Below are 20,357 nucleotides of genomic sequence, written 5' to 3' on the forward strand. Positions count from 1 at the left end.
TCCAGATGTTAGTATATCATATTTTTAAACTTTTTCCGTACTTTATCCGCCACCAGGAAATGGCGCGCATGGAGTCAATCTCCTGCCGGATTTTGTCCCGGTCAGGCGGCGCAAGGCCAGGGGCCCCGTGAACTTCGGTGTAATCGTTATCGGCATTGCCGATATGGCCGGGAGTAATCCAAAAACCATAATTCATGCCGAAATTATTGCCCTTGGTCAAGCTATGCCCTAAGGAATAGTACTCAAACCCTTGGGGAGCGATGAGTTCAAGCAGCGTCGGTGTTACATTAATATGGCTGCCAGCGACGTTTTCCGGTAAAGATTCCTTGCTAATGCCTTTGCCATAAACGACAAACGGAATGGCGTACCGCTCATACAGCGGCGGGTTGGTCTCAATATTTAGCCGGTCGGCATGATCACCCATAATGACAAACAGGCTGTCCGGATACTGCCGGCGCGCCGCCTCAACAAACTGGGCCAGCATCTTGTCAGCATACCAAAAATGACCCAGTTTCTTTATTAATTCCTTATCATCGCGGAGTTTTTCCGGCAGTCCGGCCGCAACAACGGCTTCGTCAAAGCCTTCTTTCTTTAGGTCTACAGTGTATGGAGAATGATTGGATACGGTAAGAATAACGTGGAAACCCGGCCGGTCGTCCCGGACACGGCCAAGTACCGCCTGATACAGATAATAGTCGTCACAGCCCCATACGTTACCGGCTTGACTGTCAAAGTCTCCCATGCCATAAAAAGCGTCAAACCCTTGGGCCAAAGCAAAATCCTTCACCTTTTCCCAAGAACTTGGCCCGGCATACCAGAAGTCGGCAGTATACCCCAGCCGTTTCATTTGCGGCGCCAAGGCGGTGCTATAAGGCTCTTTATAGGACTCCGGCAGGTAATTTAAGTACAGATTGGCCTCAGCCAGGCCGGTAATCACCCCCATCACCCCGGAAATAGTACTCATGCCGTTAGGCAGAAAGTTTGGGACATACACTGCATTGTCTTTGGCAATAATGCCCTTGAGACCGTTGGCAATGTTAAGGTCTTTATACTGGGGTAACAGCGGCCAGTTGGCGTAGCTTTCGGCAATAATCAGGAAAACCTGCCGCGGGGGCGCCGCGGCTCCTGTCGTCACCTGTTTCCGTAAATAATCATCCACATTGGCTGAACTCACCGGGCGCTCGGATACATAACCGCCATAGTCGGCCAGGCGTCCCGGGTCCATGTCCAGACCGGTAGACGAACGAACCCGTTCGTGAAGGACATAAGCCCGGTACAACGCCTGTACGTCATCAAGGATGGCTTCATTGAGCAATTGGTCCTTGGTTATCCCGGAATTCTCCCAGTCAATATTATAAGCATATGTCATACTACCGCCAAAACGGACAAAGATGGCAAGATAATAAATAGTAACAAGCAGTGCGACGCGAACAGCCACGTTTTGATACCAATGGGGAAAACGGGGTAAACTATAGGTCTTGGACGCCAGCCAGCGTTTAAGGACCTTGCATAATAAGAACGCCGTGACTGTGGCCGACAGCAGCCTGACCGGCAAGTTGTACTGCTTTACTACCGTCTGGAATAAGGCGGTGACATCATCGTTTAAGGTATTGAACAGCAGTTGGTTAAAGGCCATGTGGAATTCCTGGTAATAGGGAATCCGTGCCTGAAATAAAAAACTGAGTACGGTAACATATACCGCCCCCAGATAAAAGCGGATGCTACTCAGCTTGGTCCACCTGACGAGGACATTAAGTAAGGTGCAAAACCCAAAGGTTACCAGCACCATCAACCCGGCGCTTTTCAAGCTAATCCTGCAACCATAATACAAGGCGGCGGCAATATCTTCCATAGTCACTGCCTCGCTGAGAAAAGAGTGCATGACAGCGATAAAACCTACTCTAAACAGGCAGAACACCCCGAGAATAAAGATAAATAGCTTTACGTCCTGCTGCAAATTGATAAAAAAAGTTTCCCAATTAATAAGTTTGATAATATCGCCTTCCTTTCCCCGCAAAAACAAAAACTTCCGAAGGTTTTATTTAAACCTCGGAAGCTTTCTACTTTTTTTGCGAAAATCCTGCTGATTCCGGCAAAATATTTTATTACCGGTCATAGCAAAAGCTCAACCATACATTTCACTTGCCAAAGGGACAGTGGGGATAGACGCATTCCTTGCAGAACAAACACAAGCCACCATGACCCATAGCGGCCAGGTCGGCCTTAGTGACAGGTATGTCAGCCAACACGCGGGGAAACACCAGGTCAAACACCGTTGTCCGCGAATACATGCCGCACGCCGGCATACCCATAATAACCATGCCATCAAGTCCGGCCAACATAAACATAGCGCCAGGCAATACCGGCGCGCCGTAAGCAACAACCTCGGCACCGGTTGAACGAATGGCATCAGGGGTAACATCATCAGGGTCAACAGACATTCCGCCAGCAGCAATCACTATATCGGCGCCTTGCTGCTTAAAGGCCAAAATACTGGCGGCAATCAACGAACTGTCATCAGGTTGGCAGACAATTCCCAGCAGCGTTGCGCCGTAGTTGTCAATTTTACCGGCGAAAACCGGCGCATATTTGTCAGTAATGCGGCCGTAAAACACTTCATTACCGGTAATGATTACACCAACCCGCTTATTTTTCAAAGGCTTTATGCTTATCACCGGTTGATATTGTCTGGCTGTTGTTTCAACCTGGCAAATTAATTGTTCAGCAATTACCAGCGGGATGATTTTGGCGCCTGCCACTGTCGCCCCGGCAGTTACCATTGTCCTGTTGTGCAGCGTAGCCAGCGCCAAATTACCTGTCATATTTATGGCGGTAACGGCTTGACAGTTAATCTCCAGCACGCCATTAACGGCTGCCTTAATATTGGCGCGCCCCTCGCTGGGCACATCAACCGTTACCCCCGGCCCGGCCACAGCCTGAGCCAACCGCAAGGCGGCCTGATTTTCGTGAAGCTCGTCAGGCCCCAATTCAAATAAGAAAATATGATCTTTACCGATATTTTTCAGATGAACAATATCTTCCGGCTGAATAATATGGCCTTTTTTAAAGGCCGGCCCTTTGTATTCACCGGGAATAATTTTAGTCAGTTCATGGCCCAGCACCATGCCAACCGCGTCTTCCACCCGCACTTTGCGCATTGCCATAGCAATATCCTCCAGCTTGTTATAACCTCTTATTCAAAATTATTATACATAATGTCCGCAGGTTATGCGAGCCTGAGTTTCCTGATCGCAACAAATTGTCGATTTTATCCGCCGACTCATTTTTATTGGTTAATAGCCATAAAATGCTGCGGTTTTTATATTCCATTTACGCAAACAATAACAAAAAACCTTGGCGAAGAAAGGAGAAAAACATGAAGCACAAAAGCCGTAGAAAAAGCGTGAGACGCAAGTACAAACGTCTTGTTGCCGCCCTGGCCGGCGCCGCGGTTGTATCCTCGGCTCTGTTGCCCGGCCTCCCCATATCCAGGGTTTATGCCGCAGACAACACCGAAGTAGCAAATCCGGCCCCAGGCGCCACTTTAGATGACCCCAATACATTATCCGGTTCACCGGCACAAGAGTTGAATGCTAAGCCTGACAGCGACTCGCCGCCGAAAGGCAGGTTAGATGCAAAAAATTTCCGAAACCGGGGGAACAGAGATGACCGGACAACTGATAAAGAGCGATACCACGACAGAGATTTTATCGGTAGAGATAACCCGGTTGATGTGGTAAGAGATAATGCCAGTACTTTCGGCTTTGACGCTTATAATGACAAGTTTACTTTATTATCGGTAACCGGCAGTAAAGCTATTGTCGAAGTGAGAACCGGCGGCCAAACGTTTAAGGTCGATTTAGAAAGAAGCGATGGCACTTGGGTTATTACTACTGTCCGCGGCATCGGCAACGGCGTTTACCCGGCTACCTACCGCCCGGCCAGCCTGTACGGCTACCGGACATTGTCGGCTACCGCCCTGTCACCAGTCGTAGCCGGCCAACGGACGCTGTACAGTAATGACGAGTATTCCGGCTGGACATGGCAGGAAGGCGCTTACCCCGGTGATATGCAGGTCGGCGTACTGCTTTATAAGCCTGCCGATACTGCCGGGGTCCCCGGGATTATTATCGACAAGGCGGGCCATGTTAATTTTGACCGGCAAATTGTATTATATGCTTACATTGGTTCAGTTGCCGCCAAAGGCTACGGTATCGGCATTGAAAAAGTTGTTCAAACCGGCAATGACCTTACAGTTACTATCCGGACCAAAAGCCCGGCAGCCAACACTCTCCTGGCCCCCACCCAAACCAATGAGATTATCCCCATTGACCGCTGGTCTCTAAGCTTTGATGATCCAATTAACATTAGATTTATTGACCAAAACGGCACTACGCTTAACACTTATACCATTGGCAGCCGGTAGTAAAAAGCCCGCGGTCAGGAGATGAACTGTGCACAAAAGTCCATGTAAATATACACTTCTCTCACCTGCACATTGCAATTACTCTCCCTGAATTGTATTTAATTTTTCAACCCGGCAACCAATTTTTCCTGCGCTGACATATCATTTTTACGCTCAACGGCCTTTAGCATTTTAACAAGCCGAAACCCCCCGGAGCCGAGCCCGGGGGGTAATATTATCTGGTCAAAGTATTGGCCACCGACTGTATTTTTTCGGCACTACTGCCTATCTCACTCATCGCAGCGCTTATTTCCTCAGTTGCAGCCGCCTGATGCTGGGCAAACTCATCAAGTTTGGCAACCTGATTGGCGATTATTTCGATCACCTCGGAAATGTGTTTCAGTTTACTGGACATTTCCTTGACGCTATTGCCTGTCCCTTGAGCAAGTCTGCGCACTTCTTCCGCAACAACTGCAAATCCTCTTCCCTGCTCGCCGACCCGAGCGGCTTCAATAGCGGCATTCAAAGCAAGCAGATTGGTCTGATTCGCGATTTGCTTGATTAAATCAATGACCTCGACAATAGTGTGCACTTCTTTTTTGGTTTCCTCGGTTTTTCCTGCGAGAGCACTGACAGCTTCGGCAAGCTCAGTGGCGCTCTTGGCAATCTCCCGGCTGGCAACGTCAGTATGCATAGACATTTCTTTGAGCTGCGACACAGCATCCCGGAGTATTTCCTGTTGGTCAATAGGCGAGGACCAAGCCAATGCACCTATTACGGTTTCATCAGGAGCCTTTATGGGTACAGCCATAGAAACATAAGCATAGCCGAATTGGGATTGGCTTGATGAAACCTCCCTGACTATGCGGTTACCGGTCCGTACTGCTTCTCTGGCCAGTGTTCCAGCCGGCATTACATCGCCTTTTTTCAGGCCCGGCTTCAACTGGCCTTCGTGTATTCTAAGAACTTTCTCAGTATCAATCAGTATGAGTGTACTTACACCACCGAATAAATCAAAAACTAAATCACAGGCTAACGCGGCCTTTTCCAGAACTTCGGCCGTAGTAAGAGACAAACCAGATCCCCCCTTAATTCGGTTCTCGCCATGCTTTTGAGCCCTCTTTTATCATTAGATCCATATTAAGGATGCAATATCATCTTAATACGCCTGTATTTCGATCACTTGAATAGCATTTCTTCCTCCACTATTCTATCTTCGGAATATTACGTAAATTAAATTTACGAAAAAGCCTCCTATCCCCCGTGGAACTTCCTGCGCCATACAAAATAGTCGTCAACAATACCCTTCAGCATCAATTAAATTGCCATTCACATCAAACTGTAACTCAAAAGGATCGGTCAAGATGGTTAGATTCGGATTTTGGCGCGCCTCAGCCACCATACTTTCGGAAATCATGATTGTTTTCAGGTTCATTGTATCAGAAATGCGCACAAGCCGGACTTTTTCCCAATCCGGAACCTCCGATGTCCGGATAGCTGCACGGAAGACATCGTAATCAGAATCCAGAACGATTGGCGTCTTAGCTGCACTTGGCAGCACTGCCGTAATAAGATTGGCATACACCGCCTCAAAGTTAATTTTTTCAAATAACCGGCGGGTAATGTAATCTGCCGTACCCATCCCTGAAGCATTGCCATGACTTTTTTCCGTCAAATCCAAAACCGCTATTTGCTTAACTTGCAAACCGCCGCTAGCATAGGGGGACGCATAGCGACCAGTTACATTTGGATCCATTCCCTCACCGGACATCTCTTTTCCAATCCTGTCAACAATCAGAACATCTATTTGATCAAATAGGATCCGCGGAATATTTGCCTTGGCCACGGGCAGCAGGCGCTGGTCTTCCTCAATAATCTTTTCGGCCGGAACTACGGTAATATGCATGATTTCATCATAGGCATTCTCTACTGTCCCAACTGCAAAGAGAATAGGGGAATTTTTCAAAGCTACTTCTGCCATCTGTAAGAGATTCTCGCCCATACTCCCATAACCATAAGAATGGCAGGTACTTGCACCTTTATGTTTGCCAAGACCAATTGTAATCATTTTCACTAAACCGCTTTCCGACTTGTTGCGAAATGCGGTATGCGGCTTGATCCGTGCAATATAAATAATACCATCGGCTTCTTCTATGGCGTGTTTGTCCATATATACGGGCAGTCCGTTTGCAATCTTTCCGATCTGAACAACATCCATACTGGATACAATGGGACATCCCACGGTAGCTTCAGTTACGCCAAGATTGGCAAGAATCTCAGCCTGTCCTTCAGCCGTCGCGCCGCCATGGCTTCCCATAGCCGGAACAATGAAGGGTATTGCGCCATGCTCTTTTAAAAATGCTACCGTTTCCCGCACTAACAGGTCAATGTTACAAAGCCCACGGCTGCCGACACCTATGGCAATGCGTTTTCCCGGACAGATTTTTTCTACAATTTCCGGTTTATTCAGTTCAGCTTTCAATTTTCCAGCCACATCACTGATTTTTTCGGTATTAAACGTCTGGTTCACCCTGACCATACGCGGCACAGGGATTCCCTCCAGCATCCTTTTTACAACATTCATTGTTGTCTCTCTCCTCACTTTTGTTTTTACCCAAAAAACATCCGTCTTGCCAGGGTAACGAGCGGAATTTTTTTATCACGCCCAAACAGCGAAAGGGTAAGGAGCGCCTTGCATTCAGGAAACATCTTGAAATGCAAAGGCTCCCTCACCTAGCGGGTTTTAGCTTATTCTATTAATAGGCGGCCAACCGCTTATAGGTTGCCAATCTTTCCTTAGCATCCTGCTCCGCCTTGTCAAACAGCGCCTGCGCCATTTCGGGGAATTGCCTGAGAAGCGCCGAATAACGTACTTCACTCTTAATGAATTCCTGGAAGCTGGCCGTTGGTTCTTTGGAATCCAGAATAAACGGGTTTTTGCCTGCTTCTTTCAGTTGCGGATTGTAGCGATACAGCGCCCAATAGCCGGATTCCACAGCTCTCTTGGCTTGCGCCTGGCTTTTCCCCATGCCGCCGCGAATGCCGTGGTTGACACATGGCGCATAAGCAATGATCAGCGACGGGCCGGGATACGCCTCGGCTTCCGCAATGGCTTTGAGGGTTTGGCTTTTATCCGCGCCCATGGCAATTTGCGCTACATATACATAACCATAGGACATTGCCATCATCCCCAGGTCTTTTTTGCGTGTTTTCTTGCCACTGGCGGCAAATTGGGCAATTGCAGCCGTTGGGGTAGATTTTGAAGATTGACCGCCGGTATTGGAATAAACTTCGGTATCAAATACAAGAACATTGACGTCTTCGCCGGAAGCCAGTACATGGTCCAGACCGCCGTAGCCGATATCGTACGCCCAGCCGTCGCCACCGAAAATCCATTGGGAACGTTTGACAAAGAAATCGCGTTGGTCATAAATTTCTTGTAAAATCGCGATGTTCCCTTTTTCAGCTTCCAGGGCGGCCGTTAGACGGTCAGCCCGTTCGCGCGTGCCTTGCCCCTCATTGATATGCGCCAGCCAATCTTCCATGGCGGCTCTCAGGTTTTCACTGATGTTGTTCTGCAAAGCTTCCTTCATTTTGGTCGCCAATGTCTTCCGGACCTGCGACACGCCTATATGCATACCAAAACCATACTCGGCGTTATCTTCAAACAGGGAGAAGCCCCAAGCCGGACCACAGCCGCGTGGATTCGTCGTATAAGAGATGGACGGAGCGCTGGCACCCCAGACGGTAGAGCAGCCTGCGGCGTTGGAAATCATCATGCGGTCGCCGACCAACTGGGTAATCAGTTTGGCATACGGAGTTTCGCCGCAACCGGCGCAGGCGCCGGAAAATTCGATCAGGGGCTGGGCAAACTGGCTGTTTTTAACAGTCAATTTTTGATTGGCAGGGACGGGTTTGACAGAAATGGCGCCGGCAAACTTCCACCATTCTTCACATTGCGGGCGCTGCTCAGCCAGCGGTTTCATAACCAGAGCTTTTTCCTTGGCCGGGCAAATGTCGGCGCAGTTGCCGCAACCAGTGCAGTCCAAGGCGGAAATGGCCAGATGGAACTGGAAGCCCGGGTTGCCGTTTGCCGGTTTAACCGCAAAACCGGCCGGAGCATTGGTGAGCTCGTCTTGGGTTGCCAGCAGAGGCCGGATAACGGCATGGGGGCAAACAAACGCACATTGGTTACACTGAATACATTTATCAGGCTGCCATTCGGGTACCTGGATGGCAATACCCCGTTTTTCCCAGGCCGTCACACCAAGCGGGAAGCTCCCGTCCTCCCTACCGTTAAAGGTGCTGACCGGAAGCTTGTCACCTTCCTGGCGGTTCATGGGAATCATGACTTGTTCGATAAATTCCGGCAACCGGCTGTTGTCGCCAGGCACTTCAGCGACAGCGGTTTTCCAGGCTTCGGGTACCTCAATCCGGGTCAAGCTCCGGATGCCTCGCTCAATGGCGGCGAAATTCATGTCAATGACGGCCTGACCTTGCTTGCCATAGGATTGCACGACCGCATCCTTGAGGTACCGGACGGCGTCTTCCAACGGAATGATATCAGCCAGCTTGAAGAAGGCCGACTGCATGATCATGTTGATACGTCCGCCAAGGCCAAGTTCCCGGGCGATACCTACCGCATTGATGGTGTAGAATTCAATACTATTTTCGGCAATATAGCGTTTCATAGCCGCCGGAATGTGGCTTTCAATTTCCTCGGCGTTCCAGAGACAGTTCAAAAGAAACTTCCCGCCAGGTTTCAGTCCTGCCAGCAAATCATACTGTCCCACATATGCTTGGTTGTGACAGGCTACAAAATCGGCTTTGGTAATGAGGTAAGAGGATTTGATCGGCTGTTTGCCGAAACGCAAGTGGGAAACTGTCAAACCGCCTGACTTCTTGGAGTCATAGGCAAAGTAAGCCTGCACATACATGTCGGTATGATCACCGATGATTTTAATGGCATTTTTATTAGCGCTTACTGTCCCATCTGATCCGAGTCCCCAGAATTTGCAACACGTAGTCCCTTGCGGGGTGGTATTGATATCTTCCGGATATTCGGGTAACGACGTAAAGGTCACGTCATCTACAATGCTGACAGTAAAGCCATTCCGGGGAGTTTCAAGTTTTAAGTTTTCATACACCGCTGCAATGTCCGTAGGAGTAAAATCTTTTGAACCCAGGCCATAGCGCCCGCCAACAATAACCGGAGCATCAGCCTTGCCAAAAAAGGCATTCCTGACGTCCAAATACAAGGGCTCACCTGCCGCTCCCGGTTCTTTGGTCCGGTCGAGGACAGCAATTTTCCGGGCACTTGCCGGAATAGCCTTGAGGAAATGTTCAATGGAAAAAGGGCGGTACAGATGCACATCAACCAGACCGACTTTTTCACCACGGGCGTTCAGGTAATCAATGGTTTCCCGGATGGCATCGCAGCCCGAGCCCATGGCGACTATGACACGTTCGGCATCCGGAGCGCCGAAATAGTTGAAAAGTTGATAATTACGCCCGGTAAGCTTATTGATTTCATTCATGTAGTTCTCAACAATATTGGGAATCATCCGGTAAAACTTGTTAACCGCTTCACGGGTTTGGAAATAAATATCCGGGTTTTGCGTGGTACCGCGGACCACCGGATGGTCAGGATTCAGCGCCCGGCGGCGGAATTGGTTGACAGCCTCCATATCAAGCAAATTGGCTAATTCGTCGTATTCAAGGACTTCGATTTTCTGGACTTCATGGGATGTCCGGAATCCGTCAAAGAAATGAAGAAAGGGTATCCGGCCCTTAATAGCGGATAAGTGGGCCACCGCCCCCAAGTCCATGGCTTCCTGCACACTGCTGGAAGCTAGCAAGGCAAAACCGGTCTGCCGGGTGGCCATAACATCCTGATGGTCGCCGAAAATACTAAGAGCATTGGCTGCCAGCGCCCGCGCACTTACATGGAACACAGCCGGCAGCAATTCGCCGGCAATTTTGTACATATTGGGAATCATCAGCAGCAATCCCTGGGATGCCGTATAGGTAGTTGATAACGCCCCTGCTTGCAGACTGCCATGCAGCGTTCCGGCCGCGCCGCCTTCAGATTGCATTTCAATTACCCGCACAGGCTGCCCGAAAATATTTTTCTTTCCCTGGGCGGACCACTCATCTACCACTTCAGCCATTTGCGAAGAAGGAGTTATTGGATAAATGGCTGCCGCCTCGGTAAAAGCGTATGACACATATGCGGCAGCGGTATTACCGTCCATTGTTTTCATCCTGCGTTTTGACATATAATATAACACCCCTAATCTAAATTTATTATTATCTTTGGCGAATTGGAACAGATACTTTCCAACATGCCGCACTTCAATCTTTTTATTAATGGAATTACTAAAATCAAATATACTATTTTATTTTCGATAATCCACTATATACAATTCCATTAACATTACATTATTTCTACATTTTTGGAATAATTCCTCCTTTAATTTCCTTAAAATTGCTTATTTTTACTAATTTAGAGATATATAAACTGTATTTTTCTGTTAAATAGGTAATATTTTTATTTCATAAAGAATACATCTGAAAAAATAATGGAATTTATATTTTTATTTTTTAATGTTTTTTCTTTGTTTTATGGAATATGACTTAAGACTATATATAGGTAATTCTATACAGGGACGGCAGTTATAGTTACTACAATAACCGCAAGGATTTTGCCTCTTGTTCCAATTTACTTCTAAAATCAGGATGCGCGATGGCAATTAGCGCTTTAGCTCTTTCTTTGAGGGATTTTCCTCGTAGGTTGGCAATGCCGTATTCAGTCACTACATAATGCACATCATTACGCAACGTAGACACCACCGTGCCTGATTCAAAACAAGAAACAATTCTGGACACCTGTCCTTTGGCCGCAGTAGACGGAATAGCAATAATCGATTTCCCGCCAGCCGACCGGCCGGCCCCACGCACGAAGTCTACCTGTCCGCCAATACCGCTGAACTGTTTTGAGCCAACCATTTCCGCGTTCACTTGCCCCATCAAGTCCACCTGCAAGGCTGAATTGATAGAAATCATCGAATTATTCCGGCCGATAATATATGGATCATTAACATAATCCACCGGATACATCTCCACTGCCGGATTGTTGTCCACAAAGTCGTAAAGTTTTTTGGTCCCTATCAGGAAAGTAGCAATAAACTTGTTCGGATGAAGCGATTTTTTGCGGTTTGTAATCACGCCGGCATTTACCAGTTCAACTACCCCGTCGGAAAACATTTCCGAATGAATCCCCAAATCCTTTTTATCTTTTAAAAATAATAATACAGCGTCAGGAATAGCGCCGATACCAAGCTGCAAAGTGGCTCCGTCCGGCACCAACGTGGCAACATGTTCACCAATTGCCCGTTCTACCGGGCCAATCACGGGCGGTTTGATTTCAGGCAACGGTTGATCATATTCGACAATCCAGTCAATATCGGCAAGAGAGATGGTTGTCCCGCCAGTCCGCGGCATATGCGTATTTATCTGGGCGATAACTAACCGGGCCGTCCGGGCTGCGGATTCAATATAATCAACAGACACACCGAAACTGCATTCCCCGTTCTCATCCGGCGGTGACACCTGAATCATTGCAACATCCACAGGTAAATACCCGTCCTTGAACAGTCTGGGAACTTCATGAAAAAAACAGGGGGTAAAGTCTGCCCGCCCTTCCGCCACGGCTGCTCTGGTTGAAGCACTAAGAAAGTTCCCATTATACCGGAATGCTTTTTCCATACCTTTCTGGACATAAGGAGCTGACCCGATAGCCAACATATGCACGATTTCCACATTCTGAAGCTCGGTTGACCGTTCCATCAAAGCATTTACAAGATGTGCCGGCTCGCCTGCCGCCATCCCCAGCGCGATTCGATCATTGGAACAAACATGCCGTACCGCAGCCTGCGCCGAAACGATACGGTCTTGATATTTTAGTCGCCAATTCATCAAAAATCCCCATCCTGCTCTTAGTAATTCTCATCCTTGTTATTCTTGGATGTGAGCAATAGCTTTCGCAAGTTTTTTCTTGCCTTCGATATTTCCCTGCCGCGCTATCATTACCCGTTGTGCTTGCGGTGAGCCTGCGCCATGCATAGATTCTGTCCGGTAGCCAACCGCCGCAGTCCCTAGTGTAAGGTTTTCAATCAATCTCATGATCCTCATCCGGCTTTCGGCAGGTGCTTTGTCCGTTCCCCTGAAATACTTAGCCACAAACTTGCCGGCAACCGGATGCTCAAAGTCCTGCTGCGACGGCTGGGTAACCATCATCCCGCCTGCAATATCCTCGGCCAACCGGGCAATTTCATACGGAAACCGGGTTACATTCTGCTTGCAGACATTGGCTAGCAACAGATCAATCAGGTAAGTACCTGAAGCCGTACGATGCCCTTCTGCCGAACAGGCAATCCCGCAGGCATACAAGGTTTCATTTAAGTGAACCATTTCAATCAGCTTATCCTTAATGTGAGAGGCCTTGTCGGCGCCGTTGTATTCAGCAGCCAGAGCCGCCGCGCCAATCAGCACGTCACCAACGCCTGACTTGCAGCCACCATAACTTTGCCGGTGATAACCGGCAAACCGTTCCACCAGCATACCGGAAAACTCTGTCTCGCCGCACATTAAAACATTTTCCCAGGGGATAAAAAGATCATCAAAAACCATCAATACTTCCTGTCCGCCAAATTGGCTGTTTCCCAGATCAATATCGGCGCCCGGCTCCATTTTCCGGGTGTCGCAAGATTGGCGTCCATAAATATAGATAATACCCTCCGCATCTGCGGGAGCAACGAAGGATACCGCATAATCAGCATCTTCCGGTCCCATTGCAATGGTCGGCATTACCAAAACCCAGTGGGAATTGAGGGCGCCGGTCTGATGGCACTTGGCCCCCCGCACAACAATCCCGTCATCACGTTTTTCAACAACCCGCACAAAAAGATCAGGATCGTCCTGTTGATGCGGTGCTTTACTGCGGTCACCCTTGGGATCGGTCATCGCCCCGTCCACAGTCCAGTCTTCTTGCTGCATCTTCCTGAGAAAGCGGGTAAACCGCTCATGGTATTCGGTACCAAGCTTTTGGTCCATTTCAAAAGTCACACTGTCCACGGCATTAATGGCATCCATTCCCACACAGCGCTGAAAACAGGATGCGGTTTTCTGACCCAGCAGACGTTGCATCTTGACTTTTTTCACCAGGTCCTCTGTGTTCTGATGCAGATGGCAGAAACGATTAACTGTTTCACCGGTCAAATGGGAAACGGCTGTCATAAGTTGCTGATATTGCGGATCATGCGCCAAATCATACGTCATTTTTACCGAATTCACCGAAGGTCGAATCATGGGATGATCCACCGGGTTTTTGACTTCTTCCCCCATCAAATACACTTTAAAATTCATTTTCCGCAGACTCTCTTCATACTGGGCGCCGGTCATCATTGTCATCGTTTACTCCTCCTTCGCTTTCTACACTATGCCCCTTGTCTTTTCCGTATTTCTTCGGTCAATATGGGCATAATCTCCAAAACATCACCCACAATCCCATAATCGGCTATTTTGAAGATAGGTGCATCCGGGTCTTTGTTAATCGCAATGATTGTATCAGACGAACTCATACCCGCCAAATGCTGGATAGCACCGGAAATACCGCAGGCAATATAAATTTTGGGGCTTACCGTTTTACCTGTCTGTCCAACTTGGTGCAAGGACGGAATCCATTCGGAATCTACTAATGGTCGCGAAGCACCGACCACACCGCCTAATGCGTCAGCCAGCTCTTCTGCCAGCTTGAGATTTTCCCGTTTGCCAATACCCCGTCCGCAGGATACAATAATCTCAGCCTCTTCCAAATTACATGAACTACTGCATTGTTGCAGAATTTCAACAAATTTTGTACGAATAGCCTCGGCGGAAATTTCCGGACGTACACGCACAATTTTACCCGTGCGGGATGCATCCGGTTCGACCGGCTTGAATACCTTGCCCCGAACGGTGCCAATCTGCGGGCGATGATCCGGACAAAAGATAGTAGCCATAATATTGCCGCCAAACGCCGGACGAGTCCAGGCAACCAGTTTGGTTTCCGGATCAATCTGTAAATCTGTACAATCAGCACACAGACCTGTTCCCAGTCGACTGGCTATACGCGGCCCCAGTTCCCGGCCGTCGTTGGTGGCACCGAGCAACAGCACATTGGGCTTGTACGTATTGATCAAATGCGTAAATGACAACGTATAAGCATCGCCATTATAATGGGCATATTCCGGCCCCTCCACCAGATAAACCTTGTCCGCGCCTCTTTCGATGGCCTGGGCTGCCAGTGGTTCTACCTTGTCGCCGATAATGACCACAGCCAGTTCCTGCCCCAGTTCATCAGCCAATTTTCGACCAGGCGCCATCAGTTCCAGTCCCACACGGCGTAAATTGCCTTCATATTGTTCCAAGTACACCCAAACGCCTTTGTACTGACTGACATCCATTTTTTCACCCTGTACATTGTCCCCTGCCTCCTGGGCGATGGCTTCCGCCGGACACGAGCTGATACAGGCGCCGCATGCCGTACAACCGGCAGTAATGACAGCTTTTCCTCCGTTTGTTTCAATTGCCCCGAACGGGCAGGCGGATACACAGTTACCGCAGCCAATGCATTCTTCTTGTTGTATATAAACTGACATAACGTATTTACCTCCCTATATCAGTTTGGCATCGGATAACTTTCCGAGCAACTGATTGACTGCATCACGCGCCGTAGCGGCTTCGATCATTTCACCCTGGCTCCGCTGAGGCGGCGTGAAAATACGATGAACTTTTGTAGGCGATCCCGCCAGACCGATTACTGCAGGATCTACATCAATATCGCCTGCCGCCCATACGGGAATCTGGGTCTTATTAGCCTTCATCCGTCCCTTAATCGTAGACATACGCGGAACATTAATGGATTTAACAACAGTTACCAGAACAGGTAGTTTGGCTTCGATCACTTCGTAGCCTTCTTCATGTTCTCTTTGTAAAGTCACTACGTCGCCGTTTACTTCCATTTTCGCTACATAAGTAACCACGGCAATCCCCAATTGCTCGGCCAGTTCCGGACCGACCTGCGCGGTATCGCCGTCAATCGCCTGCTTGCCGCAAAGGATAAGATCCACGTCCCCAAGCTTGCGAATTGCGGCGGCAAGCGTGCAGGCAGTTGCCAGAGTATCGGCGCCCCCAAAGGCGCAATCACTGAGCAGGATGGCTTCATCTGCCCCCATTGCGAGACATTCCCGCACCGCTTCAACGGCCTGGGCCGGCCCCATGGAAATAACAGTCACTTTGCCGCCGTGTTTTTCCCGCAAGCGAAGTGCTTCTTCCATGGCATTTTTGTCAAACGGGCTGACAATCCCGGGTACACCCTGTCGAATCAGCGTGTGGGTTTCCGGATCAATCCTGACTTCCGTCGTATCCGGTACCTGTTTTACACATACAACAATATTCATTACTGGGTACTTCCTCCTGTGTTTATAATATTTAGAGAAAAAACTTTGCCTTAACTCCCTGTAATCTATCGCAGTACAGCCGCCGAGACGACCATTCTCTGCACTTGATTAGTACCTTCGTAGATTTGGGTGATTTTTGCATTACGCATCAGACGTTCAACCGGATATTCACGGCTGTAACCGTAACCGCCAAAAATTTGAACAGCATCGGTAGTTACGCGCATGGCTGTATCGGACGCAAACATTTTTGCCATAGCGGCTTCCTTGCTATAAGGCAGCCCCTGATCTTTCAGCCAGGCTGCATGATAGACCAGATGCCGGGCAGCCTGCACCTGAGTGGCCATATCGGCAAGCATAAAGGCAATGGCCTGATTGGCGCACAGCGGCTTGCCAAACTGGCAACGTTCCTTGGAATATTTAACCGCATGGTCGAGCGCACCTTGAGCAATTCCCAGCGCCTGCGCCGCCACCCCAATCCGGCCGCCATCCAATGTCTGCATGGCGATCTTAAAGCCCTCGCCCTCCTTGCCAAGGAGATTTTCTTTTGGAATCCGCACATCCTGGAAAACGAGTTCCATGGTAAGAGAAGTATGTATACCCATTTTGTGCTCTTTCTTACCAAAACTGAAACCCGGTGTTCCCTTTTCCACAATGAATGCCGAAATACCCCGGGTACCACGGCTTTTATCCGTCATGGCAAATACCACATAAATCTCGGCTTCGCCGGCATTGGTAATAAAAATTTTGCTGCCGTTAAGGATATAATCATCGCCATCCTTGACCGCAACCATTTGCTGGGCTGCCGCATCTGTCCCGGCATTCGGCTCAGTAAGACCGAAAGCACCCAATTTTACCCCCTGAGCCAGCGGTTCAAGATATTTTTTCTTTTGCGCTTCGGTGCCAAACGCAAAAATTGGCCACGCACAAAGAGATACCGAAGCCGAAAGAGTAATGGCCATCCCGTCATCGACCCTGGCAATTTGCTCAACACTCAAGATATAGCTGAGAACATCGCCGTCCGCACCGCCGTATTCGCCGGGAAAACAGATGCCGGTAAATCCCTGCTCTCCCAGTTTGTCGGCAAGTTCACGAGAAAACTCTTCTTTTTCATCTCTTTCCGCAACAGTTGGTTCCAGTTCTTTCTTGGCAAATTCATAGGCCACAGTCTGAATTGTTTTTTGATCTTCGGTCAGCGCAAACATGGTGGTAAATCCTCCTGCTCATTATATTATTGAATTGCAGTATAACTAGTTAACAGACCTAAAAATCTTGCCTGGATTGAGAATTCCGTTAGGGTCCAACGCCTTTTTGATTGCTCTCATTATCTTGAGTTCAAGCGGATTGGTGAACATTTCCATTTCTTTTATTTTTTTAGAGCCTATCCCATGTTCCCCAGACAACCGTCCGCCCAAACTATACACAAAACCATATAATTCTTTATGAAATTCATTCAGGGTGGCATCCCATACATCATCCGGAATATTCATTTTTAATGCATTGACATGGATATTCCCGTCCCCAATGTGAGCTGCGGTTGTTGTGGCAATCCCGTATTTTTTTTCCAGTTCCGGCAGTTTTTTCATGAGTTCGGATATTGCATCTACAGGAACGACGATATCTTCCGCGTAATAAACCAAACTGTCGGCCCGCGCTGCTTCGGCAAAATTTCTTCTGGCCTTCCAGATCCGGTCTTCATCAGCTACCAATACCTCTGCGGCACCGCCTTCAGTACAAAGCTCATCCACAATTACCGTTTGCTGATCTACATCGTCTTGATTAAACCCTTCTACCGTAATGATGACGTAAACTCCGCCGTCATTAGCGTAAGGCAGGTCTATTTTTAAATACCGGGCACAGCTTTGAATGGCATTGTTGTCCATGAACTCCATGCTTGTTGGTGTTATTCCTGCTTTCACAATTTTGTTGGGAATGCTGAGCGCTTGATCAACATCTTTAAAAATTGCCAGTAGATCCAGACTATGTGTAGCCAACGGCTTGAGTTTGAGCGTGACCTGGGTAATAATCCCCAATGTACCTTCCGATCCGACAAGCAATTGTTCCAGCGCATATCCCGTACTTTTCTTGGCCAACCTACTCCCAATGGTTACGATTTCTCCTTCGGGGGTTACCACTTCCACTGCGTAGACTTGATCTCTGGTTGTTCCATATTTAATCGCCTTATTTCCCCCTGCATTAGTTGAAACATTGCCACCGATCTGGCAGCTCTCACTGCTACAGGGATCTCCGGCGTAAAGCAGTCCTCTCTTTTTTGCTTCCTTTTGTATTTCGCTTGTCCGCACACCGGCCTGAGCTACTACATACAGCGCCTCTTCATTGAATTCCAAAATTTTATCCAGACGGTCCATAACCAGAACAATACCGCCATAAACCGGAATGGCTCCACCAGCCAGACCTGTCCCGGCTCCCCGGGGCGTTACCGGTACTAGGTATTTGTTGGCCAAGCGTACAACGGCAGCGACCTGTTCAGTATTTTCCGGAAAAACAACGACTTCCGGCAAATGGTGATATTTCGGATTTGCCTCTTCATCTGTTTTGTACATTTCCAACTTGTCGGAGTCGGTAGATACATAACGGTCACCCAGTATATTTTTTAACTCTGCTATCAATTCAGGAGTTACTGCATTGTATTTCATCATCAAAAATCCTCCTATTCAAAATATTAATATCGCAATTCAGGCTCCCTAAGTTCCGTTATTTAAAGCCACCTCGCTTCTACCAATGTACCAAAAACGAAATTCATATATTTTAATAGGCACTAACCTCCCTTCTAAAACTCAGAGTAACCATTATGCATTATTCCATTTTTTCGTTTTTTATTTCTACATTTTCGGGATAAAATCCTTTTTTTAATCTCTATTTTTTTATTAACATTCATATTTTTACGCATTTAGTTTACATAATTGAACTATTTTGTCTATTTTAATTGCTTGTGTATTTTTATTTTCGAAATTTACTTTTTGTATTTTTGGAATTAATTCTTTCGTTTTGCATTATAATCATCACTATCCATTTCAATTACCCGGCTATTCGGAGCTGACCAGCAAAACATAGACTAATCCTCCGTAAGGGATTAGTCTATGTTTTTGTTTATAAATTTACGAATGCTCATTCGACCAAGCAATCTAATGCTCTGCGCTATAAAAAAATTTATGCAATTACTCCGGAATCTATTTTCTTAGTGATTTTCAGCGGTTGGTCCGGTTTGACCATCAGCCAGAGTAAAGCTCCTACTATTGCCATTGCCGACGTAGATATCAGCACGGTAGTCCACCCGAAATTTGTTGCAATCCAGGCTGCGGTAACAGGCGCTGCGACGCCACCCATATTACCCCAAAAATTCATCCAGCCGCTGACTGTTCCGGTAAATTTACCACCCAGATCAATCGTGGAGGCCCACGAAGCAGCAAATACCGGTCCGAGTCCGCCGTTGGCCAAAGTCAGCCACATTACCGTAATCCATTTGTCGGTCGAATACGCTGCTGCATTTAAAGCCGCACAGCAAACAGCCAGTCCCGCAATACCGAATAACGTCCGAACTTTATTTTTAGATATCCCTGCCTTGAGCATCTTGTCAGAAATAACGCCAGTGCCCAATACCCCCAGGGTAGTAGCTATCCAGGGCAAGGAGGCCGCAAATCCCATCTGCTGCAGCGAAAAACTACGCGCTTCCATTAGATACACCGGCAGCCAGGCTAAAAATACGTAAGTAATGTAATCAGTGACAAAGAACTGACCTGCAATTGCCCAAAATTGCGAAGAAGTAATAAATGTACTCCAGGGGGCCACCTCTTTTTTCTCGACGACGGCCTCTTTACCTTCCGTAATGTGCTCCAGTTCCGCCCGATTAACGAAACGGCTTTCTTTGGGGTGATCAGCGACAAAATAGTAGTAGGCAATAGCAAGGAGTATTCCGGCCAAGCCAAAGATGTAGAATACTGCCCGCCAGCCCCACGCCATCATGATGGCAACAACGATCGCGGGGCCAAAAATCGGTCCGATATATGCGCCGGCGGACATCATCGCAGCCGCTCTACTACGCTCAGTAGTAGGAAACCATTTTTGATTTGCTAAACTAAGCGCAGGAAATACGGGCGCTTCCCCAAGACCGAAAGCAAACCGCGCTGCAATAAACGTCACGAAACTGTTACAGAGACCTGTTATCGCAGTGAAAATCGACCACCAGGCAACGGCCAGCGATGTGACAATACGAGAACCAAAGTATTCGGCCAGCATCCCCCCCGGAATTTGGCAACATGCATATGCAAGGAAAAATGCTGTCTGCATCATCCCCATGTCCATTTTGCTAAAACCGAATTCTTGCATGATCATAGGAGTAGTCACAGATAAATTTACCCTGTCCATATATGACACAACGGCCATCAACATTCCGAACGATCCAACCACCCAACGATAATTTGTCATCCTCATAA

Annotated in this window: 13 protein-coding genes; 1 reads left to right on the forward strand and 12 read right to left on the reverse strand. The window is 48.0% G+C overall.

All coding sequences use genetic code 11. The features are described from left to right. Positions 1-16: 16 nt before the first annotated feature. The gene (locus SCACP_RS17160) at positions 17-2,017 is read right to left on the reverse strand and encodes an LTA synthase family protein (protein ID WP_425058707.1); all 2,001 of its coding nucleotides are present in this window, start codon (positions 2,015-2,017) and stop codon (positions 17-19) included. Positions 2,018-2,138: 121 nt separating this feature from the next. After that, positions 2,139-3,164 carry a molybdopterin-binding protein gene (locus SCACP_RS17165; RefSeq protein ID WP_425058708.1) on the reverse strand — a complete coding sequence of 342 codons (1,026 nt, stop codon included), beginning with the start codon at positions 3,162-3,164 and terminating at the stop codon, positions 2,139-2,141. Positions 3,165-3,376: 212 nt separating this feature from the next. On the opposite strand from SCACP_RS17165, the gene SCACP_RS17170 reads away from it, so the two are divergent. Beyond that, positions 3,377-4,426, forward strand: coding sequence for a hypothetical protein (locus SCACP_RS17170; protein ID WP_425058709.1), 1,050 nt, complete (start codon positions 3,377-3,379; stop codon positions 4,424-4,426). A 214-nt stretch (positions 4,427-4,640) separates the two neighbouring features. On the opposite strand, the gene SCACP_RS17175 is transcribed toward SCACP_RS17170, so the two are convergent. The 10 genes from SCACP_RS17175 to SCACP_RS17220 all read right to left on the reverse strand — a co-directional run bounded on the left by SCACP_RS17175 (position 4,641) and on the right by SCACP_RS17220 (position 20,355). After that, a complete protein-coding gene (locus tag SCACP_RS17175; RefSeq protein ID WP_425058710.1) occupies positions 4,641-5,480 on the reverse strand; it encodes a methyl-accepting chemotaxis protein in 840 nt (279 codons plus the stop codon). A gap of 219 nt (positions 5,481-5,699) precedes the next feature. Continuing rightward, positions 5,700-6,989, reverse strand: coding sequence for a lactate racemase domain-containing protein (locus SCACP_RS17180; RefSeq protein ID WP_425058711.1), 1,290 nt, complete (start codon positions 6,987-6,989; stop codon positions 5,700-5,702). Positions 6,990-7,161: 172 nt separating this feature from the next. Continuing rightward, positions 7,162-10,683: a pyruvate:ferredoxin (flavodoxin) oxidoreductase gene (gene nifJ, locus SCACP_RS17185; protein ID WP_425058712.1), complete on the reverse strand. Its 3,522-nt coding sequence runs from the start codon at positions 10,681-10,683 to the stop codon at positions 7,162-7,164. Between the two features lie 406 nt (positions 10,684-11,089). Beyond that, entirely contained in the window at positions 11,090-12,382 is a 1,293-nt protein-coding gene (locus tag SCACP_RS17190; RefSeq protein ID WP_425058713.1) for an acetyl-CoA hydrolase/transferase family protein, read from the reverse strand. Between the two features lie 39 nt (positions 12,383-12,421). Continuing rightward, a complete protein-coding gene (locus SCACP_RS17195) occupies positions 12,422-13,876 on the reverse strand; it encodes a 4-hydroxyphenylacetate 3-hydroxylase family protein (protein WP_425058714.1) in 1,455 nt (484 codons plus the stop codon). A gap of 26 nt (positions 13,877-13,902) precedes the next feature. Continuing rightward, positions 13,903-15,105, reverse strand: a complete 1,203-nt coding sequence (locus SCACP_RS17200) for an FAD-binding protein (RefSeq protein WP_425058715.1) — start codon at positions 15,103-15,105, stop codon at positions 13,903-13,905. Between the two features lie 15 nt (positions 15,106-15,120). Beyond that, on the reverse strand, positions 15,121-15,906 hold the full coding sequence (locus tag SCACP_RS17205) for an electron transfer flavoprotein subunit beta/FixA family protein (protein ID WP_425058716.1): 786 nt from the start codon (positions 15,904-15,906) through the stop codon (positions 15,121-15,123). A 65-nt stretch (positions 15,907-15,971) separates the two neighbouring features. Beyond that, positions 15,972-17,108 (reverse strand): acyl-CoA dehydrogenase, encoded by a 1,137-nt coding sequence (locus tag SCACP_RS17210; RefSeq protein ID WP_425058717.1) that lies wholly within the window; start codon positions 17,106-17,108, stop codon positions 15,972-15,974. Between the two features lie 45 nt (positions 17,109-17,153). Continuing rightward, entirely contained in the window at positions 17,154-18,563 is a 1,410-nt protein-coding gene (locus tag SCACP_RS17215) for an FAD-binding oxidoreductase (protein ID WP_425058718.1), read from the reverse strand. A gap of 511 nt (positions 18,564-19,074) precedes the next feature. Beyond that, positions 19,075-20,355 carry an MFS transporter gene (locus SCACP_RS17220; protein WP_425058719.1) on the reverse strand — a complete coding sequence of 427 codons (1,281 nt, stop codon included), beginning with the start codon at positions 20,353-20,355 and terminating at the stop codon, positions 19,075-19,077. Positions 20,356-20,357 lie beyond the last annotated feature (2 nt).

It is taken from the genome of Sporomusaceae bacterium ACPt (assembly GCA_041428575.1).
GTDB classification, from domain to species: domain Bacteria; phylum Bacillota; class Negativicutes; order Sporomusales; family Sporomusaceae; genus Sporomusa_D; species Sporomusa_D carbonis.